Source organism: Brevibacillus borstelensis, assembly GCF_037834415.1.
Classification (GTDB): domain Bacteria; phylum Bacillota; class Bacilli; order Brevibacillales; family Brevibacillaceae; genus Brevibacillus; species Brevibacillus borstelensis_A.
The window spans coordinates 1-26997 of record NZ_JAUMSJ010000030.1 but is presented as its reverse complement, the minus strand read 5'-3'; the positions used below and the strand labels follow the sequence as shown (position 1 = coordinate 26997).

Here is a 26997-nt window from a genome sequence, read left to right as displayed (position 1 = left end):
AGAACAGCCTCCGGCAACCATTACTTCGCAGACGGTCTAGGCTTGGCTTTGCTGGTGGGCGAAGCTTGCATGGGATCGTCCGGCCAATAATGCTTCGGATAGCGGCCCTTTAAGTCCTTTTTCACATCAAAATAGGCACTCTGCCAAAAGCTTGCCAAATCTCTCGTTACCTGGACCGGCCGGTGCGCCGGCGACAGGAGATGCAGCGTCAGCGGCACACGTCCGTAGCAGATTCGAGGGGTCTGCATCAACCCGAACAGCTCCTGCAGCCGAACAGAGAGGACCGGTGCAGCCGGATCGCTGTAATCGACCGGAACGCGCGAGCCGCTGGGCACGCCGATATGGGTAGGCGCTTCTTTGTCCAGTTCTCTTCGCTGCTCCCAAGAAATCAAACCCAGCAAAATATCGGCCAGAGAGAGGCGCTGCAGGTCCGCTCTTTTTCTCATCCCGTGCAAATGAGGGCCGAGCCAGTCGGATAGCGTTTCCCGCAGCTCCTCATCCGATACATCCGGCCATTTGCTTTCCCCCTGCTCCTGCCCGTGCATGAATTGCAGGCGCTGCTGCAGCTGCCGGGCTTGTTTCGTCCACGGCAGCAGCTCCAAGCCTTCCGAGGCGATGCCGGAGAGAAGCGCATGCATAGTATCCTCGGGATCAGGGTCGGGCAAGGGGGCTTCCTGTACGACGAGGGCCCCCAGCCGCTTTCGGACGCGGGCCCGCACGCTTTGCTGGTCCGAGTCCCAATAGACCAGGCGCTCTTTCTCCAGCTGGTCGACAAAATACTTCTCCAGCTGTTCCGCTTCCAATGGTGCCGCCAGGTAGATCGTGCTTTCGGTTCCATGGTCATCCAATTCAGCCGCCACCAGATAGGGGACGTTGGCGAGAGGCTGCATTCCGGTAAATACTGCCCCTCTGCCGTTTTGCAAAAGAAACCGGCCGTTTGCCCTGCGCTGGGCGATCCGGTCCGGAAATGCATGCGCGAGCAGCAGACCGCACGCTGCCGTGTCCGCATCCGCCTTCCGCTGTATGCCAAACACATGCTTCCAGTGCTCGGCTTCCGCCAAAACGCTTCGGCAAAGTGAACGATTGAGCGGAATTCCCGCGTATTCCTCCGTCTGATCCACCCCCGCAGCCTGTGCAAAGCGCAGCGCTTCGACCCGTGTCCGCACATCAACGTCCACACCTGCCCGCAAGCCGCGGAACAAATCCCGCTCGCCCAAAAGAGCAGCCAGCTCGCATGCCAGCCCGCCCAAGCCCAGCGGGATTGCGGCCAGAATCATATGCGCCAGTCTTGGAGACAAGCCCGTTTCCGCCATCCTTTTTCCGTTGGCTGTCACAGCCCCTGACTCATCCAGTGCCCCCAGCCTGGTCAGCAGCTGGCGGGCTTGTCGGAATGCCGCTGCCGGCGGGGGATCCAGCCAGGAGAGCTCCGCAGGATCGGATACGCCCCATACGGCCAACTCCAGCGCGAGCGCCGAAAGATCCGCCTCCTTGATCTCCGGCGTCCGGGCCGCATCCAGCTGACGCTCCTCTTCCTTTGTCCACAAGCGGTAGCATGCGCCCGGCCCCAGCCGGCCTGCACGTCCCCGCCGCTGATCCGCAGACGCTTTTGCCACGCGTACGGTCTCCAGTCTGGTCAGTCCGGTACGCGGCGAAAAGCGCGGGACTCGCATCAGGCCGCTGTCGATGACCGTCCTGACGCCTTCCACCGTCAGACTCGTCTCCGCTATCGAGGTAGCCAGCACGATTTTCCGCTCCCCCGGCGGGCACGGCGCAACCGCCCGATCCTGCGCCTCCGGAGGCAAGGTGCCGTACAACGGCTCTATTCGCACACGCCTGCTTGCGTCCCCATGCCCGCCCAGCCCCAATTCTTTCAGCCGGGCTTCTACCTTGCGAATTTCCCCAGCTCCCGGCAGGAATGTAAGGATATCCCCTTCCTCCTGCTTTAACGCAAGCTGAATGGTTTGAACCACTTTCTGCTCAATCGGCCCTTCCCAGCGCGCGTCCAGATAGTGCGTTTCCACGGGGAACGAACGCCCCTCGCTCTTCAAGATCGGGGCACCGCCCAACAGGGCAGACACAGGCTCCGCTTCCAGCGTGGCGGACATGACCAATATCCGCAAATCCTCCCGCAGCAGCTCACGCGACTGGATGCAGAGAGCCAATCCCAGATCAGCCTGAAGACTTCGCTCGTGATATTCATCAAAAATGACCATGCCTACGTCTTCCAATGCCGGATCAGCCTGCAGCATGCGGGTCAGTATCCCTTCGGTAATGACCTCGATCCGCGTTTTTGGGCCTACCCGGCTATCCAGCCTGACCCGATACCCCACTGTCTCCCCCACCCGTTCTCCGCGGGAAGCCGCCATGTACCGGGCAGCCATGCGGGCGGCCAGACGGCGAGGCTCCAGCATCAGGATGCGTCGCCCGGCAAGCCAGGGCTCATCCAGAAACGCCACCGGCACGCGCGTGGTTTTTCCTGCACCGGGTGAAGCGATCAGCACCGCGCTGGTGTGGGAGCGGTATGTCTCCAGCAAGTTGGGCATGATCGAATCGATCGGCAGCGTCTTCATCTCATCACCTCATCCGATTGCGAAGAAACCTTCTCTCTCTTTTTACCCTTCAATTTCGATATAAGCATCTGCGGGAACGTCCGCCAAAAACGGACTCTTTTCCCCCTGAAAATACAGATGCAGCTCGTGCATGGCGCGGGTACAAGCCGTGTAAAAGAGTTTTCTCTCCCTTTCCCAGCCGTATTGCGCCCGGGAAGCATTGTAAATGATAACGCCGTCAAATTCCACCCCTTTGGCAAGATAGGCCGGGATGATGTGAATCCCCTCTTCGAAAGAAACGGTCTCTTTGTCAATGAGCCGAACCGGCATTATTTCGCGCAACGCTTCATGCGCTTCCCGGCTCTCCCCGGCCGTTTTGCAGATGACGGCAATCGTCCGGTGACCAGCCGCTTTCATTTCCTCGATCCGGGCAGCGACTCTCTTCGCCAAATCCTGCTGATCGCATGCTCTCGTCAGCGTCGGTTTTTTCCCGTCGCGGTTAAACGGTTCGATCTCATGGTCGCCGCGAAGCATGGCGCTTGTAAACTGAACGATAGGTCTCGTAGATCGATAGCTTCGCGTCAGGATGATTTTCTCCGTCTCTTCTTCTCCATACAGGGTGGCAAGCTCGGCAAAATCCTGACCGCTTGTCGAATGGGCGTAAATGGCCTGATTCAAATCACCCAGCACGGTCAGTCTGGCATGAGGAAACAGCCGTTTTAGAAAGGCAAACTGAAAAGGGGAGTAATCCTGCGCTTCATCAATGAAGACATGGCGAACAGCCGTATTGGTCTGAAAGCCTTCCACCCTCTCCTTCAAATATAAAAAGGGCGTGGCATCTTCCCAGAACAGGTTCCCCCCATCCAGGCTTTCCATTGTCTGCGAGCAAATTTCCGGCCAGCTTTCGGGAAGCCGGAGGTTGTCCGCGAGAGCTTGCGCGAGCTGCGGGTCTTCAAACAACTGCCGGTACAGCCCCACAAGATCGATAAAGCGCAGCTGCTTGGCTTCCCTGCGCAGCGGTGCAAAGTGCTCCTGTACAACCTTTACCGCGAGCAGCTCCCGTTCCCGGTCAAAATCGTTAAACGATTCACCAGAAAACTGTTTCTTGCGCCTCAGCTCTTGATACACCCGCTGGTAATCATCGCGATCCAGCAGCTCTATCGCATCATCCACCCAGGGACGGTTGATTTCCTTTCTCACGAGCCGTTTCAGCTCGCCCAGGAGCCATTCTGCCAGCAGCCTCATCCGGTTAGGAATGCGCAGAGGAGCATCCATCTCGTAGAACCGCTGTTTGATCGCATCCGCGGAAATCAGCGTTCGTCCGCGGAATTTCACGTCGCGAAAGCACATTCCTTGCGTCCGAAGCGATTCGACGTAAGCGTCGATCACGCGGAGCCATTCACCGCTTGCCTTGTAGCGGATTCCCTGCTCTCGCGCTCCATATCCCGGCTCGTTCATCGCTGTGTAGATGTACTCCATCTGTGAAAACGGATCCTCCACGGCGAACCAATCGCCCAGCCTGTGTTCCACGTATTCCTGAAAGGTAGTCTGCTGCATGTTTTCCTCACCCAGCTCGGGCAAAACGGTAGAAATATAGCTGTTGAACATCGGGTTCGGCGAAAACAGGACGATTTGCTCGGACCGGAGCGTCCCGCGATAGCGATAGAGCAAATAAGCGACGCGCTGAAGCGCTGCAGATGTCTTTCCGCTGCCTGCTGCCCCCTGGACGATGAGCACTCTTTTTTGCGTGTTGCGGATAATTTTGTTCTGTTCCTTCTGGATGGTGGCGACAATGCTCTTCATCTGCCCGTCGGCTTGTTTGCCCAGCACCTCCTGCAAGAGCTCGTCACCGATCGTCACTCCGGTGTCGAACATCGAGCAAAGCACGCCGTCCCGGATGATATACTGCCGCTTCAGCTCCATGGTGCCGCTGATCAGACCGCCGGGCGTTTCATACTGCGCCGGACCCGGGGAATAGTCATAGTACAGACTGGAAACAGGCGCTCGCCAATCGTACACGAGAAACCCCACTTCGTTTTCATCCAGAATCGAGCCGATCCCGAGGTAAATCCGTTCCGCAGTCTTCTCCCCTTCTTCGCGAAAATCGATCCGGCCAAAATACGGGGATTTTTGCAAGCGAATCAACGTTTTCAACTGATTGCTCGCATGCCGGTGAAGCCGTTCCCGTTCGGAAAGCACCTCTGCCTGCTGCTTGATGCTGGCGTAGGTCTCGACTGCTTCGATGGCATCGTCAAAGTTGACGGTCACATCCTCCCAAAAGTTTTTGCGGATGTGGACGATGTCTTCTTTTACATCGCTTACGTGCTGTTCCAGGGAGGCGATACGCCGGGAAATCTCTCCTGCAACCCGCTCGACCCGTTTTTCTTCTTCCTGTCGGTCCGCTACTTCTTTTCTGTCCACCTGTTCTCTTTCCCGTGCTTCTTGTCTGCCTTGATCCGCCTGTCTGCTTTGGTCCGACATGCTCATCTGCTTTCCCCTTCCTGCTTCTTTTTTTTTGCAATGATGGGTTTGACAAAACAAACGCTCTGTGGTAAGATATTATTGGGATATTATTTTGTTGTTTTGTCTATGAGGTGCAATCACTCTTCATTTTAACATAGGACTGTTTTGGTTTCAATTTCCCGATTCTTCCTTTTGCAAAATATTACGTTGAACGAACAAAACGGAGACGCTGAGACGGCTCCGTTTTTTTATGTCCATATCACGTAAGATCATACTGTTTTTCCAAAAGAGAGAAGGGTGATTTCAATCATGATCCAGTTCCCCCGCGCTCCCGAAATGGTTCCGATGTTTGGACCGTTTCCTCATTGCTTGTTACTATGTAGTGCTCCTCTTTGATATCGAATGTTCTGTCGTTAAAAAGTTGGTCCCACTCCATCCGAATGGCTCCATTCTTGTGCACCGGATCATCGATCCAAAGCCCGTACAGCTCTACCGGGCGAATCCCCTCATCGCTCAGCGCCCAGCAAAATTGCCTCAGCGCATTCATCCGCCGGACACTGTGCTCGTACAGCTCTCTTGTTTCTCGTTTCAGTTCTTCCCATTCCTCCGGTGACAGCTTTTGCAGCCGCCTTTTCTTTTCCCGCTCTCTTTCCAGCTTTTCGGGAGATTTTGAAGTGGAAAACCGGCATGCGCATCCTTCTTCTGTACAGATATTTACAATCTGTTTTCCCGGGAAAAGTCTTCGCACCCGGTTGGGGACACGATTCGGCAAGAGACCCATGGACAAATAGGGAGAGGCTTCGAATGCCGAAATGACTTCATTTATTTTTTCTTTCGACTGATTGCTGATTACGAATAACTCCATGCACATCGCAAGACCTCCTGCATGTCTTCATTTTTTACAGGATGGACAGGAAAGGTTTTTTTACGGAAACCTCTGTTTGCTCATTCGGTAAAAGGACAATGTTTATCCTCCCTCTGTACGCCTTGTTATTTCCGCCTTCTATGTAACCAGCCAGCGTATGCCCGTGGTCGGCCTCTTCACTGTCTGAACCGCCGCCGGGTAGAGACTGGCCGGCATAATGGAACGTTATGCTTCCCTCTCCGGTTTTGTCGCTAATATCCCCCTCTGCCCCGTTCGCATTTTTTTCGAGGCTGCCTGCCGCCGCAAGGAGCACCTGTCCCATTCTTGCCGCTTCGATCTGGCAGAGCTCGAATTCAACCTCGCCGGAGACGTGCGAGACCAGTTGGATGATTTCGGAACAATCGTGGTTGCAGATCAAGAACTGCTCCCATTTTGCCTGGGAGCGAGGCACTTTTTGCGCGTGAAATCCGCTTTTGAAGCCGCCTATCGCCATTTGTTTCCCCTCGTCATCCTGCTTGAAATTGAACGTCCATTACACCGGAAAACTCCGGCCTTTGTCTAGCCGAAGAACAAGTCGATCACATCGCGCGAAACCGACGCGTCCTTCCGGTAAAACTCGCTGTAGCCGCAGCCGTTGCAGCTCACCACATCAAACCGCTGGTACTGCATGTTCAGCACGCGTGACAGCGTTCCTCCCGTCGCGGACATTTCCGCTACAGTCGCAGACGTGCCTCCGCATTTGGGGCAGCCGTACAGCTTGCCTTCCTTCTTATATAGGCTATTCCCTGATTGGCGGGTACAACCGCACTGAAGATTATAGTCGAGCTTCTCCTTGCAAATATTGCATTGCTTTCGCATGAAGATTTCCTCCCGTCAAGGGCCATTCTCCCTGTCACTTGGACACATTCGTATTCTCAACCCCCGGCGGGCTTGTATCGGGTTCTTCGTCTGACGTAATGATCTTCGTGATCATCCAATACCCATGCTCGTGTTTTTCCACCATGAGTGTATACGCCGCTTTACCCGCACTGCCCTCCGAGGTCTGGAGCGCGAACTCAATCGAATATTTCATTTGCGTGTCACTCAGCTTCTCTTCCTTTGCAAATCGCATATCGGCCGCCCACGGGCTGGAGACGCCGGTCACCCAATGCCCCTCCTCAAACTCCTTCCTCGACTTTTCCTGCAAAGCCGGGGACATTACAACATATTGAAGCGCACCGCTTCGATTCTGAATCCCCCTGCTCCACAGCTCGACCGCTTCTTTTGCCGTTTTCGGTCTCAACCCTTGGGCAAATGATTCGATCATCGCCAGTTCTTTTGTTGCTTCGGGCATTTCCACCTCTGCGAGGCGTTCTTTGTCGTTCCACGCAACTTTCGCACCCAGACGTTCAACGATCCAGGCAAGAGGGACGAGCGTTTGCCCGTTCTCGATTCTCGCTTCCGGAGGCAGCTTCCAATCGACGCCATCGAAGCGAATGATGCCACCCTGCTTTGCAAAAATGCCTGCAGCCGCCGACAGAGCAAGGATCCCCGCTGTTCCGGCTACAACCAGTCGTTTCCCACTGAATTTCATCTCGCATTCCTCCCGTTTTTCCTCTATGAGATTGACGTTTCAAAAGAGCAAACCGTTTCGCCTAACCGCTGGCATTATCCGTCTGCACATCCCCCGCTCACGCGAATACATTGTCAAGGTAAACGCCTAATGGAGGTATGAGCATGTTTCCGATGTTTCAACCGCAGCACCAGGATTGCCAGCCTGGTCTGGAATATTTGATGGTTCCCCTGCCGATCGCCGAAAATCCCGACTATATCGGCTCAGGCAAGCTGCAGGACAAAGTCGCCGTCATTACCGGTGGAGACAGCGGCATCGGGCGGGCCGTCACCATCGCCTTTGCCAAGGAAGGTGCCGATGTTGCCATTGTCTATCTTTGCGAACACGAGGACGCGGCTGAGACAAAACGGCGTGTCGAGGAACTGGGCAGGCGCTGTCTGTCCATCGCGGGAGACCTGCGCCATCCGGAGACGTCCCGGAATGTCATCAGCCAGATTATCGAAGCATTCGGCCGAGTTGACATCCTCGTCAACAACTGTGCTGTTCAGTATCCGCAAAAAAGCATACTCGACATCTCGGACGAGCAATTGGAAAACACGTTCCGTACCAATCTTTTCTCCTTCTTCTACATGACGAAAGCAGCCCTGCCTTACATGCAGCGGGGAAGCGCGATCATCAATACTGCCTCTGTCACTGCTTATGAAGGTCAAAAGGAGCTGATCGATTACTCCTCGACCAAAGGGGCAATCGTCTCGTTTACCCGCTCTCTCTCCTTGTCGCTGGCCAGTGAAGGCATCCGGGCAAACGCCGTTGCTCCCGGTCCGATCTGGACTCCGCTGATTCCCTCGAGCTTTTCGGCGGAAGAAGTCATGACGTTAGGACGGGAAACCCCGATGAAGCGAGCCGGTCAGCCGTTTGAACTGGCGCCGACTTACGTCTATCTCGCTTCCGACGATTCCAGCTACGTCAGCGGTCAAGTCCTGCATGTAAACGGCGGGACGATCTCTTCTACGTAAGGAATGCTGTCATTCCCCTGCTTTTTCGCCACCTGCCCGCAGCGGATGAGCGGGCAGGTTTTTTTAATGATAATGAATAAACCAAAAATAAAGAAAGTGACATGAAACATTCCCAAGTTTGCCAAGCTATGTTATTTTAATTTAGTTAACTTTTTATGTTATTTATAAAATTTCATTTCGAAAAGGGGGCAATCATCCATGCCAGATACGACGAAAAACAGCAAAGGATTTTCTGTCCGCTTCAAGCTGATCCTGTCCTTTGCCCTCCTCCTTATCGTTCCCACCCTCGCGATTGGCGGATTTTCGTTTCAAAGCGCCAAGCAAAACATGGAGCAGGAAGTTCTTCAGGGAGCAAAAAAGGATGTAGAGCTCCTCAACCTCATCATCCAGGATACCATCTCCCCCAAAATCAACGATGTGGGTTACTTTTCCGATCATCTCGCGAAGCAGGATTTTGCGGCAAGCGGCCCTTCTCTGGTCAAAAGCCGGCTGGATCAATACCACGGCCTGCATCCCGAATTGGTGAGCATTTACGTGGGGACGGAGAACGGTTTTATGATCCAGTCTCCTGACAAAAAACTGCCCGACGGCTACGATCCTCGGACAAGGCCGTGGTACCAGCAAGCAATGTCCCAAAAGGGAAAGGCTGTCATTACCGCTCCTTACATAGCTGCTTCCACCGGCGATATGGTAGTGACGATTACACAAAGCCTGCAGGACGGCTCAGGTGTCGTTGCCGTAGATCTGGATCTCGGCAAATTAAAAAAACTTTCGTCCGAGATTCGCATCGGAGAAGACGGCTACGCTACTCTCCTCGATCAAACCGGGAAATACATCGTCCATCCGACGGAAAAAAGCGGGGCGGAGGCAGATCACTCCTGGGCCACTGAGCTGCAAAAACAGGAAACGGGATTTCTTCACGAAACGATAGACGGGACAAGCTGTTGACATTTTGTTTGCAACCAATTCTCTCACGGGCTGGAAGATCGTCGGAGTGATGTACGTCGAAGAGATTGAGCAGGCCGTTCAGCCGATTTTGGATCGCACCCTGCTCGTTATAAGCATCGCGATCATCATGGGTAGCCTTGTCGTCTTTGCGATCATCCGCTCCATTACCACGCCCTTGAAAAAGATGATGGACACGGCGGAAAGGATCAGTCAGGGAGACTTGACCGAAGACGTCCAACTCCACAGCCGGAACGAGTTCGGACAGCTCGGACAAACGATCCAGCACATGCAGGTTACGCTTCGCGAGCTGCTTCAAGAAGTGGCAAGCAGCTCACAGCAGGTAGCCGTGGCGGCGGAACAGCTGACGGCAAGCGCCGAACAGGCCAGCGGCTCGACCGAACAGGTTTCCATGACCATGCAGGAAATCGCCTCCGGCGTAGACAAGCAAGCACACAGTGTTGAGCAGGCTTCGGCAACGATTGGGCGGTTGTCCGAGCGCGTCCACCTGATCGCAGGAAGAAGCGAGCGCGTTTCCTCGCTCACTGCGGAGGCATCGACGCAAGCGTCCAGCGGTGAAACGGAAATAAAGGACGTCGCGCAAAAGATGACGGACATACACACTGCGGTTCGCGATCTCGCGGCCGTCATTCAAGGACTTGGGGAGCGCTCACAGGAAATCGGCGACATTCTCGATGTCATTACCGGGATTGCCGAACAGACAAATCTGCTGGCGCTGAACGCCGCGATCGAAGCTGCTCGGGCAGGCGAGCACGGCCGAGGCTTTGCTGTCGTCGCCGACGAGGTACGGAAGCTGGCCGAGCAGTCAGCCCAATCGGCGACGCAAATCTCCCGCCTGATCGCGGCGGTCAGGGAGGAGACGACGCAAGCAGTCCAGTCCATGGCCCAGACAACGACGGGCGTGGAAGAAGGACTCTCTTCTGTGGACAAGGCTGGCCGTTCCTTTACCCACATCGAGCAATCTGTCCAGACCGTCAATCACAGCATGCAGGAAGTCGCCGGCGCCATTCAACAAATCGCCGACACCGCCGAGGAATTGGTCTTTGCCATAAAAACAATCAGCGGCTCGGCTGAACTGGCCGCCTCTCGGACGCAAGAAGCCTCGGCAGCGTCCGAAGAACAGCTCGCTTCCATCGAGGAGATCGCTTCCTCTGCAACGTCCTTGTCCCAGATGGCGGACCGTTTGCAAATGCTCGTCGGCAGATTCAAGCTATAGCGTCATGATCATGGGAAAGCAGCAAAAAAGGGGTATCTCCGTTGCCGGGGATATCCCTTTTTTAGTAGTCGCTCCTGGGACTTTATTCCGTTCAGCATTTGCTTGCCGGGGCTTGGAACGTCGGTTTCTCGCCCATAGACCGTATGTCAAGTCGGGTCAACTCTACTGTTTTCCCTGCAGCACATAGTCGACTCCCGTGCCGCGCAGCAGAGCGGTGACGCCCTCGGGATGGTAAGGCAGCAAGCGGTCGGCCTCGGCCAAGTCCACCCATTTGACTTCCATGATCTCCGAATCGTACGGAATCGTCGCGGGGGATTGAAGAACTTTCCCGCGAAAGGTGATAAAATGCACGTGCTCATCCTCGATAAAGGCTTCATTGACCGCAACGATTTTGTTTACGTCCACCACGTAACCGGTCTCTTCCCTGGCCTCGCGAATGGCGGCTTCCCGCAAAGTCTCTCCTGCCTCTACCGCTCCGCCCGGCAGGCTCCAGCTCCCTCTTTTGTTGTAGACCAAGAGCACTTTGTTTGTTTGCTCGTCAAATAGCAGCGTATATGCGACGTCTACTCTTTTCAACTGTTAGCCCTCCGCTTGCTGATAGAATTTTCGCTTCTCTTTGATCATGTTCCTGATCCAGCCTTTTTGCTCCCATACCTACTCCCGAAACTTGGATGGCTTTTCCACATAGCTTTCCAGAATGTATCCGCAGTTCGTGCAAATGATGTGGATCAAAGCAGAATTGAGAGAGAAGAATTTGTTTATGGGGGTTATGGAGGCATGCCCGCCTTGTCTTCCTCTTCCCCATACGGTTGCCTTGCATTTAGGGCAAGGTGTGGCTATCTTTTCCATCCTCATCATCCTCCTTTTTCGTTGGGGTGATCCGACTGGAAATCGTTTACACAAGCTAAGCATATCATAGATTTGGCCGCCCTTACTCTGTTTGCATCACAATGATCGGATATTCCGCTATTTTCCCAAAAAGAAAGAAAATCGATTATAATAGAAAAAATGGAAAAAGGAGGGTATATCCTTGAAAAAGGGAATCATCTTTCTTCTTTTACTAGTCTTCCTGTTCTCGATTCTTCCAGCTTCCTTTGCCCATCCGGGCAGGACGGATGCCAATGGAGGTCACACCTGTCGAACCAATTGCGAAAAATGGGGGCTTCGCTATGGTGAATACCATTACCATAATGGCGGGGGTTCCAGCTCCGGCAGTGCGAGCGGGTCCCCAAAGCCCAGTACTCCCAAACCTGCCGCTCCACAGCCAGCTGCGCCTGCCCCTGTCATCATTCCCATCATAGCGGTCCAATCGGCAGTGGTTTACATTCAACCCGTTCAGCATGATGATTACGTCATCGGTCAGTTGGAATACGGAGCAATTGCCCAGGATCACGGGTCGCTCGACGAGTGGATCACGTTCCATTTTGCCGATGGACGCATCGGGTATATTCCGAAAACCGTAATCACCCAGTACGAGTCGATTCAACCGAAAAACATCACCGTGCAAGTGGACAAGGCTTATGTTTTTCCGACTCCTTCCTCTGCCGGAAACGCCAACGGGTCGCTGACCAAAAACGCAACCGTCCAAGCCCTGGGGAAAAACGGGGAATGGTATTATATCTCGGCAACAGATAACGAAGGGCACCCAGTAAAAGGGTTTATTTCCGGCACTGTCGCCTGGTAGCCAAAATACCGAATCAGCATGGGACACCTTCGCGAGGTCGGACGCAAATGCACCTTCCGGCCCGGGGTGTCCCTCATGTATAGGTGAGCAGATTCCTGACCCAGTCGGTTTCACCGTATCGAGCCTAAAAGAGAGACAACCGCTCGGTTCCCCCAAAACCTTCCTTTGATAAAACAACTTTGGACGGTCTTGGCTCAATCCTTGTACGGATCGAATTCATCCGCTCCCGCCATGCAGACGCCGACAGGCTTCAAAACGTGCAGCACCTCTACAGTCTCCTCGTGGGCGGAGAGCACCTCGGACAGCTTTTTGTACACGAACGGGCTCTCATCCGTTCCGGCTCCGCGAAGCTCCACGCCAAACTCGCTGATCGCCTGCCTCATTTGTTCCATCGTAATTTTTCCGCCGCTGCGTTTGCGCGTTTTCCAGTTCATCCTGCCCGCCGCTTCCGTGCGGCTCATGACCCGGCCTGCGCCGTGCACCGTGCTGTAGTATGCCGCCTTGTTTTCCTCTGAATCCTTTCCTTTCACAATGACAGAATAATCCCCCATGCTTCCGCCGATAAACCCCAGCTGCCCCGGCGCGGAAGGCGTCGCCCCTTTTCTGACGACAACGTACTCTTTGCCGTCGTGCATTTCCTTCCACGCAAAATTGTGATGGTTGTGAACCTCGAACGTCAATTCCGCGCCGAGAATGCCCAAAACCTGATCGATCACGTAGTCGCGGCCGGCGTACGCATATTTGCCCGCGAGCGTCATCGCCTTGAAGTACATCTCTCCCAGTTCGCTGTCCAAATCGAGCAGCGTTGGTGGTTGGTCCATGCTTTCACCGGGTGCCTTGTCTGAAAACTTCCGCCCGTTCGCCAAATTCAAAAAACCGCTGGCCGTCTTGTGTCCAAAGCCGCGGCTGCCGAAATGGTTGGCGATCCACACGATTCCTGTCGCTTCCTCCACGAAAATGTCAACGAAATGGTTCCCGCTTCCGACGGTACCCAACTGGTTTTTGGCCAAAGTCTTCAAGGAGTCGTGCTCGTGTTTGCCGATCTGCTTGTACACGTACCAGTCCTCTTCTTCGAATACGTCATGCTCCACCTTCTCGTTGTTGACACGCCCGATTCCAAAGGAAATGCTTTGGGCGATCTGATCCATGATTTGCGGAAGCCTCGTTTTGATATCCTCGTAGCGAAGATCGGTGCGGACGGCCTTGTTTCCGCAGGCGATGTCGTACCCGACGCCGGAAGGAGAGATCTGCCCTTCGTAGACGACCACTCCGCCGACAGGCTGCGAATACCCTTTGTGATGGTCCGCCATGAGCAGCACCTGAACGACGTTTCCGTATTGCGAGCAGGTCACCGCCTGCGATACCGCGTTTTCCAGTGGGGTTCCCCATACCCTTACGTTGTCGATTGTTTGGTACATGGTGCATTCTCCTTTTGTTTTCATCTTTTTTTCCATGCTGTTTACGTATTCTCTCTATCGGGATCAAATCCGGTATTCTACATTTTTTTTCCGGTTTTCCTGACAGTCTGGTTTTTTCCAGTCTCTTTACTGACCGTATTTGTCAGGAAAGTTCCGCTACGATAATAGAGTAAAAGGGTTTTGCTAGAAAGCGAAAAATCCGCCGAAAAAGGAGCTGTTTTTTCATGAAGGCCAGTTTCCAAGCGATTTTCGAACCATTTGCACTTCCTTGCGGCGTAAGGCTGAAGAACAGAATCAGCATGGCGCCGATGACCATCTCCGCGGCAAATTCGGATGGCTCTGTCTCGGAAGACGATTTGCATTACTACAGCCGACGAGCCCGCAGGGTCGGCATGGTGATCACGGCATCCACGACGATTAGCGCCCAAGGGGGATTCCCCGGCTCGGGAGCGATTGACCGCGACGAAATGATCCCCGGGCTGTCCCGGCTCGCTTCCACGATCAAGGAACATGGCGCAAAAGCCGTACTGCAGATCGTCCACGGCGGCCGTCAGTGTCCTCCGTCCAATGGCGACGTCGTCAGCGCAAGCGCTGTCCCAATGGAAAAAGAAGGGGCCGTCGTCCCGCGCGAATTGCAAGGCGATGAGATTGTCGACATTGTTCACGCCTTCGGCGAAGCGACAAGACGGGCGATCGAGGCAGGATTTGACGGAGTGGAGATACACGGGGCCAACGGCTTTTTGATCCAGCAGTTCTTTTCTCCGCACTCCAACAGACGCGAGGACCGTTGGGGCGGGACGCTGGAAAAGCGCATGACCTTTCCGCTGGCGGTCGTGGATAAGGTGCATCGGATCGTCCGCCAGTACGCCAAAGAGCCTTTCATCGTCGGATACCGCCTCTCTCCCGAGGAAGCCGAAACACCCGGCATTACAATGGCCGAAACATTGCCCTTTGTAGAAGCTCTGGCCGCAAAGCCGCTCGATTATCTGCACATTTCTCTCAATGATTTCTGGTCTGTCCCGAGGCGCGGGATCGACGACAACCGCCCCCGCATCCAGATCATCCAAGAGCGTATCGGCCATTTGGTTCCCGTCATGGGCGTCGGTGCCATCCGCACCGCGCAGGATGCCGCCCGTGCCCTGCAAACAGGAGTTCCTCTGATTGCACTGGGGCGTGAGTTGATCATGGAGCCGGACTGGATCGAAAAAATCGCAGAAGGACGGGAAGACGAGATCAAGACGTCCATATCCAGGGGCGATCAAAACAGACTGGCAATTCCTGATTCGCTCTGGAGAATGATCTCGGGCGTCCCTGGATGGTTTCCGATTGATCAAGGAAACCCGGACTGACAGCTTTCCCGCAAATAGCTGGGAGGGATTGGGGCCCGGCTCTATCCCTCCTTTTTTCAAATACGTGCAGACGTCCATTTGCGAATGTCCTCAGCCATGCCCTTTTCGGGTACTCCTGTTTCACTTTGAAATGCCGAATCACCCCAACCTTCACCACTTGTCATCCTTTCCGGAACCAAAAACCGGAGGCAACTGAGCTCCGTCCCCCGCCCGCATACAAATTTTGGTATACTCTACTATGTACAAGTCAAAATCATCTGAAACTGCCGTACCATCTATTAACAAAGCAACAGAGGTGATCCTGTGAGCAATAAAATCATTCTCGCCGGCGGCTCCGGTTTTTTAGGGAACGCCCTGGCTTCCTTTCTGTCGGAAAAAGGCTATGAAGTCGTCATCCTCTCACGCGGCGCCTCCGGAAAAAAGCCGCATGCAAGGTACGTTTCCTGGGACGGGGCTACGGCCGGCGAGTGGACGGCTGAGGTCGAGGGATGCGCTGCTGTCGTCAACTTTACCGGAAAAAGCGTCAATTGTATTTACACCAGGAAGAATAAAGCGGAAATTATGCAGTCCAGGCTCGCCTCCGTCAAGGTTCTGACAGATGCCATACTGGCATGCAAAAATCCGCCTCCCGTGTTTATCCAGGCCGGCTCCCTTGCCATTTTCGGAGATACGCGCCAGCTTTGCGACGAAGAAGCTCCGCACGGGGAGGGCTTTTCCGTAGAAGTTTGCAAACGGTGGGAAGAGGCTTTTTTTGCCGTGGAGCTGCCCAAAACGAGAAAAGTCTTGCTGCGGATCGGCTTCGTCTTGGGAAAAAACGGGGGCGCGCTGGAGCCGCTCATGAAGCTTGCAACATACAATCTGGGCGGCACGGTCGGCTCCGGCAACCAATATATCAGCTGGCTCCACATAGATGATCTGAACGAGATGATTTTCGCCGCGATCCAAAACGACCGACTGCAGGGAATCTACAACGCGACCGGCCCCACCCCCGTAACCAACCGCGAATTCATGCGGACGCTGCGGAAGGTGATGAACAAGGGATGGGCTCCTCCTGCTCCGGCCCCGTTGGTATGGCTGGGCGCTTACCTTGTCATGAGGACAGAGCCGAGCCTGGCCTTGACCGGGAGAAATTGCGTCCCCAAAAAGCTGCTCGATGCCGGGTTTACTTTCAGGTATACGGATTTGGAAGCCACACTCAGGGATATTTATCGAGAACAACTAAACGTCTCCCGGCATTCCTGATAGCGGCACACGCTTTCCGCCTCTCCCCTTTTTCATGCAGCAGGCGAGGCGGATTTTTGCAGCCTAGTCTGGCTTCATCGGATTACGGCTCCTGCTGGACATGAAGCAAATTCCCGATGGAAAACCTGTTGGCCGTCCTCCCACTGTCCTTCGTCCTCCAGCTTACCTCACAATAAGACGTCTCAAACATGCCGCGAATCGCTTCCTCGTCCAGCCCTCCCGCATTAAAGATGACGGACTGTTCAGAGATCGCAAAGGCTTCCGCCCCGACATTGTTTTGTTCAAACGCACTGCCGGAAATCACCCGTGCCTCGTCGTACCGCTTGATCACTGCAGGCAGGTGCGGAATCTCTATTTTCCTGTCTGTTGCGCCTTTGGAATCATCTATGCGTATTTTGACCTCAAGTTTTCTGAGGTCTTTCTTATTGGCTTTCGGAACTGCTGCTGCGTTCTGCTCTTCTTCGGATAAATGGCTGAGCGTCACTTGTACGGTCACTTTCGGCCTCTCTTTGCCAAAGCCAAAAATGAACATAGTGATGACAGCAATGGACCAAAGGAGGATGATCACGGTTCTTCTGATAAGCTCACATCCTTTACATGTACCCGGAGTAAACATAGGACTGCCAAAGGGTATCGACCATACCACTTCAAGAAACACCGCATAACCGGGCAAGGTCTAATCGATTATAACAAATGGTGGAAAAAGAGTTAACTTTCGCAAAGAAAAAACCCCACCGATCCGGTGAGGTCCAAATGTATGAATGCCTTCTTCCAAGCCATGCCAATCGCTTTCGTACACGCCTATTTCCAGACCCGCCCAAGCTTCAGTGCTTCCTGAAAGTATCCGCAGACAGACACCGGACTCATGATCATCTGATAAAAAAGGACAAAGGCGATAAAGCCCCAGCGGTTCCGCCTGATCTTCAAATCCAGCGTGCGAAAGACATATCGCTGGTAACGGTACAGGATGTAATTTTGCAGAAGCGCCAGCGGCAGGACCAGGATCGTAACCGGCCCTACAATCCAGTAGTGTCCGAAAAAAGCCGCGATCAGGCCGGGAAGCCAACAAAACGTGTACACCAAGTCGAGATAAGGCATGATCAGATTGTAACCGGTTAGAAACCGGGCAAACATAATGGGCTGCTGCCACGGCTTTATGACTTGCAATGCCTCGATCATCCCTCTGGCCCAACGGCTTCGCTGCCTGAAAAAGTGCTTGCAAGTAGTGGGCACCTCGGTGAAGGCTACAGCCAGCGGTTCGAAATAGACCCTTTGATTCGTGCCAAGCAACCGCCAGGTCAACACGATATCTTCCCCGATGGCATCAGGCCATCCCCCGATTTTTCTTATGGCTTCCGTTTCGTAAAGGGAAAAGGCACCCTGCGCTACAAGCGTTCCCTGGTATAACCCTTGCAATCGCTTGATGCTGGCGATGCCCAAAAAGTAATCCCATTCCTGAATTTTTGCCAAGAAGTTCTCACGGCTGTTGCGAACGAGGACTGCTCCGGCCACAGCGCCGACATCTTCGGGCGCGGACAACATACGGGCAACGATGTAGCGTATCGCTTGGGGGTGCAGAAGCGTATCGGCGTCGAGTGTCACAATGTACCTTGTCTTGACCTGCGGTAGAGCCCGATTGAGGGCGTTGTGTTTTCCGGGACTGTTCTCGGTAACGACCAGAACAGACAAACCCAGCTGATCGCCGACTTCTCGGGCTGTCTCCGCCGTTCGGTCGCTGGAGCCATTGTCTGCTACGATGACATATATTTTTCCCTTGTAGTCTTGTTTGGCAATCTGTTTCAGCGTTTCCCCGATGCCTTTTTCCTCGTTTCGGCAGGCAATCACAATCGTAATATCTTCCAACGGTGCTATCGTCTTGAAGGCCGGCTGTCGGTCGATCAGCAGGCTGGCTACCATGAATGCATTCATATATCCGGGTATGTAAGAGATGCCCGCAATGATGGCAATAGCGGCAAAAAGCGGGATCAATTGAGCCAGGTCATCGAGCCACGGCAAAGACAGGACTATTGAAACCAGCATCCACGCGATGGCAATCAACTGACTGATCCAAAATTTCATCTTCACAGAAATATATCTGGAGGTTGCCGCCCGATTCCGCAGTTTCTTCTGGTAATTCATGTTGGACTGCAAAGTTGGGACCCCCTGCCACCGGAAACGTGACAGTTTCCGAGATGTTTGACTTAGGATGAAAAGCAGGTCTAATTACCAGCATACCTCACAGCTTTACACGCCCACAAATGAAATACTTGGATTTTCAGGATGCGTTTTACAGTTTCGTCTGCTTTCTTATTGCTTTACCGGGTGCCGGCTTACGCGAGGGGAGTTGAAACATTTTGCCCATTTCTGTCGTACTATTAACGAATGGATCTCTTATCAAATTTAATCGTTCAACGAGAGGAGGTTATCCGTTGTGAGTTTTCCTTCGCGTCTGGTCGTGGTTCGCGGATTTCCTTTTGACGGAGGATCAACTTTTCAGCTTCACCGTTCCAACACCCTGTTGGGAAGAAAGGATGGGCAGTGGGAACCGGATCTTGCATTTGATAATGTCTACGTCTCTCGAAAACAGGCGTCGATTTACCTTGAAAACGGTAACTATTACATTATGGATTTAGATAGCAAGCACGGAACAGAGGTCAATGGGAGTCGGCTGATCCCTTTTATGCCGACGGTTCTCTCAGCTTCCGACAGTATCACATTTGCCAGAGGAATGGTCATTCTTGTCTTCTCTCCGATCAATTTGGAAGAGACTCTGGACTTCAAGCCTTTGCCCCTGCCAAGCAATGACTCTGCTCCGGACAGGATGGACCCTGTACGGCAGATCATTCGGATTCACGGAAGCAGCTATCACTTTTCCGAAAAGGAGTACAGATGTCTGGAATTGTTGCTGCGAAGGGAGCGGCACTTTGTAGGAAAAGACGAAATTATCCGCTATGTATGGCCGGAAAGGCCCGCAGACTCGAAGCTTCCTCCTGTCAGTTCGGAAGAGATCAATTCTCTCCTCTATCGAATACGCAAAAAAACGAATCATGCGATTTCCATTGAAAATATCAGAGGCAAAGGCTACATACTCCAGCAGTTGCCCGCGCAAAAAACAGAATCGCCAGCGGCAGCCCATGTCCGCTTTTAAGATTGCAGGACCGGTCAACATCGCCGGTCCTCACTCATTCGGAAAGGGAAGCTGACGCTTTTGCCAGTCACTTGTTCTTCAAGACTTGCTGAAAGATGCGTTTGACCTTCTTCGTGACGACGCTGCTTCCTCCCCGCCCTTTGACGTCTTCGACCATCATGGACAACAGCAGCTCGGGAGCATCTGCTTGAAAACCGACAAACCATCCGTTTTCCTGGCCGTCCGCGTCTTTGCTTTGCTTCAATTCCGCCGTCCCGGTCTTCCCGGCGATAGACTTCCCTGGAATATATGCACCGTGTCCCACTCCATCCGGACTGCTAACCGCTTGAATGAGATCTTTTTTCAATATGGCCGCTGTCTCCGGAGTCATGGCTTGCTCCTTCCAGATGTTCGGATGCTTTGTCTCATTTTCTTTTGTTAACAAGGGATATACGATATTGCCTTCATTTACGAGCGCCGAGAAAACCAGTGCAACATGAAGCGTGGTCATCTTTACTTCCCCTTGTCCGTAGCCGGTATCGGCAAGCAGGATTTCATTCTCAATGCCGCGGTTTGACAGCTGGGACTTGCTAAAAGGATAAGGGATGGGCAATGCCTCGCCTATGCCGAATTTGGCGCTCTCCTTCTCAAAGGCGTCGGCCCCGATGCCCAGTGCTGCTTGAGCGAAGTAGATGTTGTCCGAATAAACGAGAGACTTCAACAGGTTGACGGATTTCGCTTCATGGACGCGCTTGACGAAATAGTTGCCCCATGACCCGTCTTTCGCCCATGTCAGGCCGGAAATCGGTTTCTCTTCGCCAGGATCGATGGCATTCGTATCCAGCCCGATCGCAGCTGTCACGATCTTAAATGCCGAGCCCGGCGAATATCCCTTCGAGAATCGGTTTAAAAAGGGATTCCGCGGGTCGTTCTTCCACTGCTCGTACTGCCGACTGGAAATTCCGCGTATGAAAGCATTCGGATCGTAAGACGGACTGCTCGCTAAAGCAAGGATTTCGCCCGTTTTCGGCTGAATCGCCGCGACAGAAGCCGATTCTTGCTTCACCTCGTCATAAATGGTTTTTTGTAAATGTGCATCGATGGTCAGCTTGATCGTCGTTCCGGATACCGCTTTCGATTCGGCTATCACCGCTTTTTGATTGCCTTTGTCATCGGTAACCGCAATAAAGGCTCCGTCTTTTCCTCTCAAACGTTCTTCGAAGACTTGTTCCAAGCCGGCTTTGCCGATCAGATCGCCGCTACGATATCCCTGATCCTTATGCCGCTCGAGCTCCTCGGCGTTCATCTCTGCAATGTATCCGGTTAGATGGGCTGCGGCATCGCCATACGGGTAGACACGCAGTTTTTTATCTTGGAAATCCACCCAAGGGGTATTGCTGTATTCGGCTACGGTTTCTTCCGGTACAAATGCGATGGGAACAAACAAGTCAGGCTTGACCCAGGCAGCGCTCAGCTTTTTGTCGATCTCTTCCACGCTGATGTTCAATTTCCGGGCCAATTCCGCTTTTTTATTTTCCGCGGAGTCGCCTAATTTCCCCGGAATGATCCCAAGCTGCGGAGCGGTTCCATTCAGGGCCAAGCCGTTTCCGTTTCTATCCAGAATCTCTCCACGTTCCGCCTTAATGGTTTGCACCCGGACCTTATCCCCCTTCTCCATTTGCGGGAAAATAAGCGAGGGCTCCCACTCTACCAGCCACTTCGTTTCCTTGTCAACCTCGGTCTTTTGGAGCTTTAGTTGATGCTTGAAATCCAGCGGACCCGCGACCGTATCCAGTTTGACGTGGTAAGGGACAATCCTTTCCACTTCGTCTTCGCCAGGAGGTGGAGTCTGTTGAGAGGTCTTCGCGATCGATATGTGTTTCGCTTCGATCCCGTCATAGATTTTCCTGTAGCGTTGAGCGAATTCTTCAGCGGTCATCGCGGATTTTGCCTCAGGAGTCAGCCGATCGTACATTTGCGAAAAATGCTGCTGCTGCCAGTCGGATAGATAAGCCTGTGCGACATCCTCAGGGTTTTCTTCCTGTTTGCTGCATCCGCACAGAACGAAAACGAATAGAAAGGCAGCCACGGACCATATTTGTTTTTTCACTGTTCTTTCACCCTGCTTTTGAATTCTTTATTCATTTCATATCACTGAAAACAAGATACCGCTGGTTAGTCTTCCGATCATCAAGGCGTTTCTCCATCCTGCGACAGCTCCATCATAGGTCAAGGCATTTCCCCGATCAATAGACGAACAATAACAGCAAAATGATAATGTCATTATTTCTACGCAGAACTATTTCGTATTATCAGGTATAACAAATGACAAAAAAGCATATTTGTCATTTGTTATTTTTATGTTATTCTTACACAAGGAGGTGCATGACAGTAATATGGAAAAATCTCCATCCGTTTTAACCAAACAACAAATTCTACATGCAACGGAAGAAACTCTAAGGCGCTTTGGCCTAGACAAAATCTCGGTGACTGACGTCGCGAAAGTATTAGGAGTCAGTCACGGTACCATTTATCGCCACTTCAAAAGCAAATCAGAGCTTCTCGAAGGCGCTACGGAAAAGTGGCTAGATTCAAAAATTGTAAAACCGCTGACGGAGGTTTATCAAAAAGCTGAGATGAGAGGAATGGATCATCTACAAGCGTACATATGGACACTGATCCAACTCAAACAACACTATGCCCGCGAAGATGCAGAGTTGTTTAAAATTTATGCCAAAGTAACCGAGGACTCAGCCGAATTAGTTTCCAGGCATATAGGCATCATCATCGAACAAATGAGCGAAATCATTTCACGCGGCCCGATCAAAACCAATCGTCCTGATCAACTGGCTCGTGCTGTTTTCCATGCAACAATGCGATTCCATCATCCCGCCCACGCATACGAATGGAAAAGCGCTGCGATTGAGGACGAATTTTTGGAAGTATGGGGCTTGATCAGAAAAGCATTGTCATGACAGATCAGCAGGAATGAAAAGGTCGTTTTTACAAGCATAAATTGCAGAAAAGCAACCCGAAAAAGGAGGAACACATATGAAACAATTGGAGGGTAAGGTTGCCATCGTCACCGGATCTTCTAGAGGGATCGGACGTGCCATCGCCGAACGCCTCGCTGATCTCGGCGCGAGCGTCGTGATCAATTACGCGAACAGTGCAGAAAAGGCGGCAGATGTGGTAGAACGCATCAGCCGAAAAGGCGGAACAGCAATCGCTGTGCAAGCTGATCTTGGCAAGATGACCGACATCGAAAAATTATTCGCCGCAACCATTGCAGAATTCGGCAAGGTGAATATTCTCGTCAACAATGCTGGACTCATGATCAATGCGCCGCTTGCAGAGGTCGGCGAGGAGGATTTCGACAAGCTGTTTGCGATAAATGTAAAGGGGACTTTCTTTGCTTGTCAGCAAGCCATGAAACATATGGAGAACAACGGAAGGATCGTGAATTTCTCCACCTCCGTCACCGGGCAAATGTTTCCTGCATACAGCGTTTATGCGGGCACCAAGGGAGCAGTCGAACAATTCACTCGTCAGCTGGCGAAGGAGTTTGGCTCCAAAAGCATTACCATCAATGCGGTAGCTCCGGGTCCGGTCGATACCGAACTGTTCTCAACCGGAAAAACAGAACAGCAAATAGAGGCAACGAAAAAAATGAATGCATTTGGTCGACTTGGTGAACCGGAGGACATCGCGAATGTCATTGAATTTTTGGTTAGCGACAAGTCGCAGTGGGTAACCGGACAAACTTTGCGAGTAAACGGCGGGTTTATCTGAAGCAGCCATATACCGAAACAGCCACCTGAAACAAAAGTGCTTCCAAATATGTCATGATCGGAAGCGGATCGAGAAAACGCTTGGAAACCCAAGCGTTTTTTCACTAATGTCCATTAAACCATGATTTTGCACATATCGTTCGTAAATTCGACCGGATCTTCAATTGGCAAGCCTTCGATCAAGAGCGACTGATTGTAGAGCAGAGCCGTATACAGATTCAGCTTCTCCTGGTCTTTGGCAAAGGCGTCTTTCAACGATTGGAACACGTCATGATGAATGTTGATTTCCAGCACTTTGTCCGCCTTTACGTTGGGGTTGTTCGGCATGGCGTTCAAGATTTTTTCCATCTCGATCGTCACTTCCCCTTCGGTCGACAGGCAGACAGGGTGGCTCTTCAATCGCTTCGATGCTTTTACTTTTTTGACTTTGCCGGACAACAGGCTGGTCATATAGTCGAAAAGTTCTTTGTTCTCGTTGTTCTCGGCGTCTGCATCGCCTTGGCTGTCATCTGTTTCAATGCCAAGATCGCCGCTCGATACGGATTTGAACTCCTTGTCTTTGTATGACCGCAGCATTTTGATGGCGAACTCGTCGATGTCATCGGTGAAATACAAAATTTCGTAGCCTTTTTCGGCTACAAGCTCTGTATGAGGGAGCTTCTCGATTCTTTCATTCGATTCTCCTGAAGCGTAGTAGATGTATTTCTGCTCTTCCGGCATTCTCGCCACATATTCATCCAGCGTAACCAGCTTTTTCTCCTTGGAGGAATAGAACATGAGCAAATCCTGGAGGACATCCTTATGGCTTCCGAAATCGCTGTACACGCCGAATTTCAATTGTCTGCCGAACGATTTGTAAAATTGCTCGTACTTTTCTCTTTCATTTTTCAGCATGCTTTGCAGTTGGCTTTTGATTTTGCTGGCGATATTTTTCGCGATCAGCTTCAACTGCCGGTCATGCTGCAGCATCTCTCGGGAAATATTGAGGGATAAGCTTTCCGAATCTACCATCCCTTTGACGAAGCTGAAATGGTCCGGCAGCAGGTCGGCGCATTTGTTCATGATCAATACGCCGTTGGCATACAGTTCAAGACCTTTTTCGTATTCCCTGGTGTAATAGTCAAAGGGAATGCTCTCCGGGATAAAGAGGATGGCCTGATAGGATACCGCGCCATCCGCGTTTATATGGACGTACGCGAGCGGCTTGTCGAAGCCGTAATGCTTTTCGGCGTAAAAATTCTCGTAGTCTTCGGTCGACAGCTCGCTTTTGTTTTTTCTCCAGATCGGGACCATGCTGTTAATCCGCTGTTCTTCCTGGTAATCCTCGTACTCGTTGTCGCTGCCCTCCTTCAGCCTTCTTCCGGCAACGTCCATCTTGATCGGGTATCGGATGAAGTCGGAATATTTTTTGATGATCGCCCGCAAGCGGTACTCGTCCAAAAACTCGTCGAAGCTCTCCTCGTCGGTATTTTCCTTGATCTTCAGGATGACATCTGTACCGACGGATTCCTTTTCCCACGGCTCAATCGTGTAGCCGTCCGCCCCGGAAGACTCCCACTTGTACGCGCCGTCGCCGTTCAGCGCTTTGCTGATCACGGTCACCACATCCGCCACCATAAACGCGGAATAGAAGCCGACGCCGAATTGACCGATGATCGCATGGCCGTCCTTCGTTTCATTCTCTTTTTTAAATGCCAAAGAGCCGCTCCTCGCGATGACGCCGAGATGATTTTCAAGCTCGTCCCGGGTCATGCCGATGCCGGTATCCCGCATGGTCAGTGTTCTGTTTTTCTTGTCGGGAATGACCTTGATGTAATAGCTGTCTTTGTCAAAGACCAGGCTCTCGTCAGTCAACGCTTTGTAGTAAATCTTGTCGATCGCGTCACTCGCGTTTGAAATCAGCTCCCGCAAAAAAATCTCTTTTTGCGTGTAGATGGAATTGATCATCATTTCCAAGAGCCGCTTCGATTCCGCTTGAAACTGCTTTTTTTCCATGGCGCATTCTCCCTTCTCCATTGGGTAGGTACAGCTATGTAGCGAAGCTTTTTGTTAGCACTCGACCTCATCGAGTGCTATTCAATATTTTTTATAGCAATACTCGCTGTTTGTGTCAACAAGGTTTAACAATGGACGCGACACCTACCGCTTTGCCGGATCGGCAATCGGCGTATAGCCGGTCTTTTCCACAAGCCACTGTCCTTGCGGGGACAAGATCCATTCGATCAGTCTGGATACATTCGGATTGTCGCTGCCTGCCGTCACGGCGTAAAACTCGGCCGTCAACGGGTACTGCTTGCTCATGATCGTGCTTTTCTCGGGCTTCACCCCGTCTACCTCAAGCAATCGAATATTGCCGTTGCTTGCCATTTCGGTCGCAAAATAGAGGAATGAATAGCCAATGGCATTCTTGTAGTTCCGGTAGTTTGCCGTTTGCTCAATGATTCTGCCCATCCCCTGTACGACGTCCTCCTGGGGAGGGGTCATCAGCTCCTTGTCTCCCATGAACCTCTGCAGCATGCTCTGGCTTCCGCTGTTCTCCGGCCGCTGGAAGGCGCGAATCGCCTCGTTTGGCCCGCCGACCTCCTTCCAGTTGGTGATCTTGCCCGCGTAAATATCCTGGATTTGTTCGGTCGTCAGCCCTTTCACCGGATTTTCCGCGTTGACGAAAAATACGAAGGCTTCCCGTCCAATCGGGGTCAGCTTCAGCTCTTTGCCTTTGCTTCTCGCGTCTTCCAGCTGCCGTTCGGACGGAGCAAAAGCGAAGATGACATCTACAGAGCCCTCGATCAAATTGTCGTATGCCCGCGGGGTCTTGTTCACCATCACCTCGCCGTCGTACAGATCGTACCGCTTCTCCGGATAAACCGCTTGCGCAAAGGCGGCATACAAAGGATAGAACGCTGTCGCTCCATCGATCCTGGGCAGTTCGGATTCAAGATTGAGAGTCGAGGGCTCTTCCAGCTTTACCGCTTTCGTCAAGGGCTGAAACGGCCGGTACTGCTCCAAATCTACATCCTGCTCGCCGACAGTCTCGATGCTGTTATGGTAGGCCTTGTTTATCTCGTAGCCTGCCACGGTCAAGAGGCCCAGGCCAAAACAGACCGCGAGCGAGCGATAGAGCACGCGCGGCTTGATCGGAACGAACATTCGCAAAATGACGAACAAAATGAGCACAGCTGTTACCACAGCCGCAAGCGGCGTATAAAATTTCGCTCCGCCTTGCAGCGTTGTTAACAACATCGCCAAGAACCCGAAAAACAACAGGCCAAAGATGATCACGATGCAGCCAATCACTTTTCCGATGAGATTTACGTTCATGTCTGCCCCCTTGTTCTTTTCTCTCATGCTCATTATAAGCGAATTTGAGACTCCCACCCCTATAGGGGCAAGCTGACACCTTTGGTATCAGTGGGATTCTTGGGTGGTAGTCGGAAGTGCATTTCTGCTATTCGTAGTTCCCCCAAGTTCAGGGCTATCTCATTAGCCCGTCCTAAGACAGTGCCTTATAGCATCTTAGGCTGACAGACTGTTACCATCTGCCACAGGTTGGTTCATGATATTGATAGCTCCAACTTGATCGCGATGAATTTTGAACCCACAAGGACATTCGTATTTTCTATCTTTCGCCTTATTCTTGTCTCCACATGCAGGGCATGTTTGGGATGTGTAGGCAGGATTCACCTCCACAATTTGAATGCCAACAAGATTTGCTTTGTAGGAGATAAACTGCTGAAGCTGATAGAAAGTCCAACTATGCAA

The 26997-nt window shown here is 52.4% G+C and carries 23 protein-coding genes; 9 read left to right on the top strand and 14 right to left on the bottom strand.

From position 1 onward, the window contains the following. Positions 1 to 20: 20 nt before the first annotated feature. The 6 genes from hrpB to Q3F21_RS19940 all read right to left on the bottom strand — a co-directional run bounded on the left by hrpB (position 21) and on the right by Q3F21_RS19940 (position 7450). Positions 21 to 2570: an ATP-dependent helicase HrpB gene (gene hrpB / locus Q3F21_RS19965; RefSeq protein WP_340257029.1), complete on the bottom strand. Its 2550-nt coding sequence runs from the start codon at positions 2568 to 2570 to the stop codon at positions 21 to 23. Positions 2571 to 2612: 42 nt separating this feature from the next. After that, positions 2613 to 5036: an RNA polymerase recycling motor HelD gene (helD, locus tag Q3F21_RS19960; protein ID WP_340257027.1), complete on the bottom strand. Its 2424-nt coding sequence runs from the start codon at positions 5034 to 5036 to the stop codon at positions 2613 to 2615. Between the two features lie 283 nt (positions 5037 to 5319). Beyond that, positions 5320 to 5883 carry a hypothetical protein gene (locus Q3F21_RS19955; protein WP_340257025.1) on the bottom strand — a complete coding sequence of 188 codons (564 nt, stop codon included), beginning with the start codon at positions 5881 to 5883 and terminating at the stop codon, positions 5320 to 5322. Positions 5884 to 5911: 28 nt separating this feature from the next. After that, positions 5912 to 6370 (bottom strand): hypothetical protein, encoded by a 459-nt coding sequence (locus Q3F21_RS19950; RefSeq protein ID WP_340257023.1) that lies wholly within the window; start codon positions 6368 to 6370, stop codon positions 5912 to 5914. Positions 6371 to 6435: 65 nt separating this feature from the next. Then, positions 6436 to 6735, bottom strand: a complete 300-nt coding sequence (locus Q3F21_RS19945) for a zinc ribbon domain-containing protein (protein ID WP_340257020.1) — start codon at positions 6733 to 6735, stop codon at positions 6436 to 6438. 34 nt (positions 6736 to 6769) lie between these two features. Then, positions 6770 to 7450: a stalk domain-containing protein gene (locus Q3F21_RS19940; RefSeq protein ID WP_340257018.1), complete on the bottom strand. Its 681-nt coding sequence runs from the start codon at positions 7448 to 7450 to the stop codon at positions 6770 to 6772. Positions 7451 to 7593: 143 nt separating this feature from the next. Here Q3F21_RS19940 and Q3F21_RS19935 point away from each other — a divergent pair, with 143 nt between their 5' ends. The 3 genes from Q3F21_RS19935 (at position 7594) to Q3F21_RS19925 (ending at position 10627) form a co-directional block, all read left to right on the top strand. Further along, entirely contained in the window at positions 7594 to 8445 is an 852-nt protein-coding gene (locus tag Q3F21_RS19935) for an SDR family oxidoreductase (protein ID WP_340257016.1), read from the top strand. A gap of 198 nt (positions 8446 to 8643) precedes the next feature. Continuing rightward, positions 8644 to 9393 carry a cache domain-containing protein gene (locus Q3F21_RS19930; RefSeq protein ID WP_340257014.1) on the top strand — a complete coding sequence of 250 codons (750 nt, stop codon included), beginning with the start codon at positions 8644 to 8646 and terminating at the stop codon, positions 9391 to 9393. 4 nt (positions 9394 to 9397) lie between these two features. Next, a complete protein-coding gene (locus tag Q3F21_RS19925) occupies positions 9398 to 10627 on the top strand; it encodes a methyl-accepting chemotaxis protein (protein ID WP_340257012.1) in 1230 nt (409 codons plus the stop codon). 162 nt (positions 10628 to 10789) lie between these two features. Here the strand turns inward: Q3F21_RS19925 and Q3F21_RS19920 are convergent, their stop codons facing one another. Further along, a complete protein-coding gene (locus Q3F21_RS19920; protein WP_340257010.1) occupies positions 10790 to 11203 on the bottom strand; it encodes an NUDIX hydrolase in 414 nt (137 codons plus the stop codon). 454 nt (positions 11204 to 11657) lie between these two features. Between Q3F21_RS19920 and Q3F21_RS19915 the strand changes: the two genes are divergently transcribed. Further along, complete coding sequence (locus Q3F21_RS19915) at positions 11658 to 12311, top strand: YHYH domain-containing protein (RefSeq protein ID WP_340257008.1); 654 nt, start codon at positions 11658 to 11660, stop codon at positions 12309 to 12311. A gap of 194 nt (positions 12312 to 12505) precedes the next feature. Here Q3F21_RS19915 and Q3F21_RS19910 read toward each other — a convergent pair whose 3' ends face one another. Next, positions 12506 to 13729 carry an RtcB family protein gene (locus tag Q3F21_RS19910; RefSeq protein ID WP_340257007.1) on the bottom strand — a complete coding sequence of 408 codons (1224 nt, stop codon included), beginning with the start codon at positions 13727 to 13729 and terminating at the stop codon, positions 12506 to 12508. Between the two features lie 224 nt (positions 13730 to 13953). Between Q3F21_RS19910 and Q3F21_RS19905 the strand changes: the two genes are divergently transcribed. Both Q3F21_RS19905 and Q3F21_RS19900 read left to right on the top strand, forming a co-directional pair. After that, positions 13954 to 15078, top strand: a complete 1125-nt coding sequence (locus tag Q3F21_RS19905; RefSeq protein WP_340257006.1) for an NADH-dependent flavin oxidoreductase — start codon at positions 13954 to 13956, stop codon at positions 15076 to 15078. A 303-nt stretch (positions 15079 to 15381) separates the two neighbouring features. Further along, positions 15382 to 16320, top strand: coding sequence for a TIGR01777 family oxidoreductase (locus Q3F21_RS19900; protein WP_340257004.1), 939 nt, complete (start codon positions 15382 to 15384; stop codon positions 16318 to 16320). Between the two features lie 82 nt (positions 16321 to 16402). Here the strand turns inward: Q3F21_RS19900 and Q3F21_RS19895 are convergent, their stop codons facing one another. Then, a complete protein-coding gene (locus Q3F21_RS19895; protein ID WP_340257002.1) occupies positions 16403 to 16816 on the bottom strand; it encodes a hypothetical protein in 414 nt (137 codons plus the stop codon). Between the two features lie 305 nt (positions 16817 to 17121). Beyond that, positions 17122 to 18471 (bottom strand): glycosyltransferase family 2 protein, encoded by a 1350-nt coding sequence (locus tag Q3F21_RS19890; protein WP_425341283.1) that lies wholly within the window; start codon positions 18469 to 18471, stop codon positions 17122 to 17124. 280 nt (positions 18472 to 18751) lie between these two features. On the opposite strand from Q3F21_RS19890, the gene Q3F21_RS19885 reads away from it, so the two are divergent. Continuing rightward, positions 18752 to 19468 (top strand): FHA domain-containing protein, encoded by a 717-nt coding sequence (locus tag Q3F21_RS19885; protein ID WP_340257000.1) that lies wholly within the window; start codon positions 18752 to 18754, stop codon positions 19466 to 19468. Positions 19469 to 19535: 67 nt separating this feature from the next. Here the strand turns inward: Q3F21_RS19885 and Q3F21_RS19880 are convergent, their stop codons facing one another. Next, complete coding sequence (locus Q3F21_RS19880; protein WP_340256998.1) at positions 19536 to 21557, bottom strand: penicillin-binding transpeptidase domain-containing protein; 2022 nt, start codon at positions 21555 to 21557, stop codon at positions 19536 to 19538. 286 nt (positions 21558 to 21843) lie between these two features. Between Q3F21_RS19880 and Q3F21_RS19875 the strand changes: the two genes are divergently transcribed. Together Q3F21_RS19875 and Q3F21_RS19870 are read left to right on the top strand one after the other, a co-directional pair. Beyond that, positions 21844 to 22422: a TetR/AcrR family transcriptional regulator gene (locus Q3F21_RS19875; protein ID WP_340256996.1), complete on the top strand. Its 579-nt coding sequence runs from the start codon at positions 21844 to 21846 to the stop codon at positions 22420 to 22422. Positions 22423 to 22498: 76 nt separating this feature from the next. Then, complete coding sequence (locus tag Q3F21_RS19870; protein ID WP_340256994.1) at positions 22499 to 23239, top strand: glucose 1-dehydrogenase; 741 nt, start codon at positions 22499 to 22501, stop codon at positions 23237 to 23239. 113 nt (positions 23240 to 23352) lie between these two features. Here Q3F21_RS19870 and htpG read toward each other — a convergent pair whose 3' ends face one another. The 3 genes from htpG to Q3F21_RS19855 all read right to left on the bottom strand — a co-directional run. After that, positions 23353 to 25233 (bottom strand): molecular chaperone HtpG, encoded by a 1881-nt coding sequence (gene htpG, locus Q3F21_RS19865; protein ID WP_340256992.1) that lies wholly within the window; start codon positions 25231 to 25233, stop codon positions 23353 to 23355. Positions 25234 to 25377: 144 nt separating this feature from the next. After that, the gene (locus Q3F21_RS19860; protein WP_340256990.1) at positions 25378 to 26556 is read right to left on the bottom strand and encodes a PstS family phosphate ABC transporter substrate-binding protein; all 1179 of its coding nucleotides are present in this window, start codon (positions 26554 to 26556) and stop codon (positions 25378 to 25380) included. Positions 26557 to 26751: 195 nt separating this feature from the next. Further along, on the bottom strand, positions 26752 to 26997 hold a 246-nt coding region (locus tag Q3F21_RS19855), incomplete at its 5' end, for a zinc ribbon domain-containing protein (protein ID WP_340256988.1).

Excerpts from the sequence above, each read along its gene's own strand:
- hrpB (WP_340257029.1), bottom strand. The coding sequence starts at position 2,570 with ATGAAGACGCTGCCGATCGATTCGATCATGCCCAACTTGCTGGAGACA.
- helD (WP_340257027.1), bottom strand. The coding sequence starts at position 5,036 with ATGAGCATGTCGGACCAAAGCAGACAGGCGGATCAAGGCAGACAAGAA.
- Q3F21_RS19955 (WP_340257025.1), bottom strand. The coding sequence starts at position 5,883 with ATGTGCATGGAGTTATTCGTAATCAGCAATCAGTCGAAAGAAAAAATA.
- Q3F21_RS19950 (WP_340257023.1), bottom strand. The coding sequence starts at position 6,370 with ATGGCGATAGGCGGCTTCAAAAGCGGATTTCACGCGCAAAAAGTGCCT.
- Q3F21_RS19945 (WP_340257020.1), bottom strand. The coding sequence starts at position 6,735 with ATGCGAAAGCAATGCAATATTTGCAAGGAGAAGCTCGACTATAATCTT.
- Q3F21_RS19940 (WP_340257018.1), bottom strand. The coding sequence starts at position 7,450 with ATGAAATTCAGTGGGAAACGACTGGTTGTAGCCGGAACAGCGGGGATC.
- Q3F21_RS19935 (WP_340257016.1), top strand. The coding sequence starts at position 7,594 with ATGTTTCCGATGTTTCAACCGCAGCACCAGGATTGCCAGCCTGGTCTG.
- Q3F21_RS19930 (WP_340257014.1), top strand. The coding sequence starts at position 8,644 with ATGCCAGATACGACGAAAAACAGCAAAGGATTTTCTGTCCGCTTCAAG.
- Q3F21_RS19910 (WP_340257007.1), bottom strand. The coding sequence starts at position 13,729 with ATGTACCAAACAATCGACAACGTAAGGGTATGGGGAACCCCACTGGAA.
- Q3F21_RS19905 (WP_340257006.1), top strand. The coding sequence starts at position 13,954 with ATGAAGGCCAGTTTCCAAGCGATTTTCGAACCATTTGCACTTCCTTGC.
- Q3F21_RS19875 (WP_340256996.1), top strand. The coding sequence starts at position 21,844 with ATGGAAAAATCTCCATCCGTTTTAACCAAACAACAAATTCTACATGCA.
- Q3F21_RS19870 (WP_340256994.1), top strand. The coding sequence starts at position 22,499 with ATGAAACAATTGGAGGGTAAGGTTGCCATCGTCACCGGATCTTCTAGA.
- htpG (WP_340256992.1), bottom strand. The coding sequence starts at position 25,233 with ATGGAAAAAAAGCAGTTTCAAGCGGAATCGAAGCGGCTCTTGGAAATG.
- Q3F21_RS19860 (WP_340256990.1), bottom strand. The coding sequence starts at position 26,556 with ATGAACGTAAATCTCATCGGAAAAGTGATTGGCTGCATCGTGATCATC.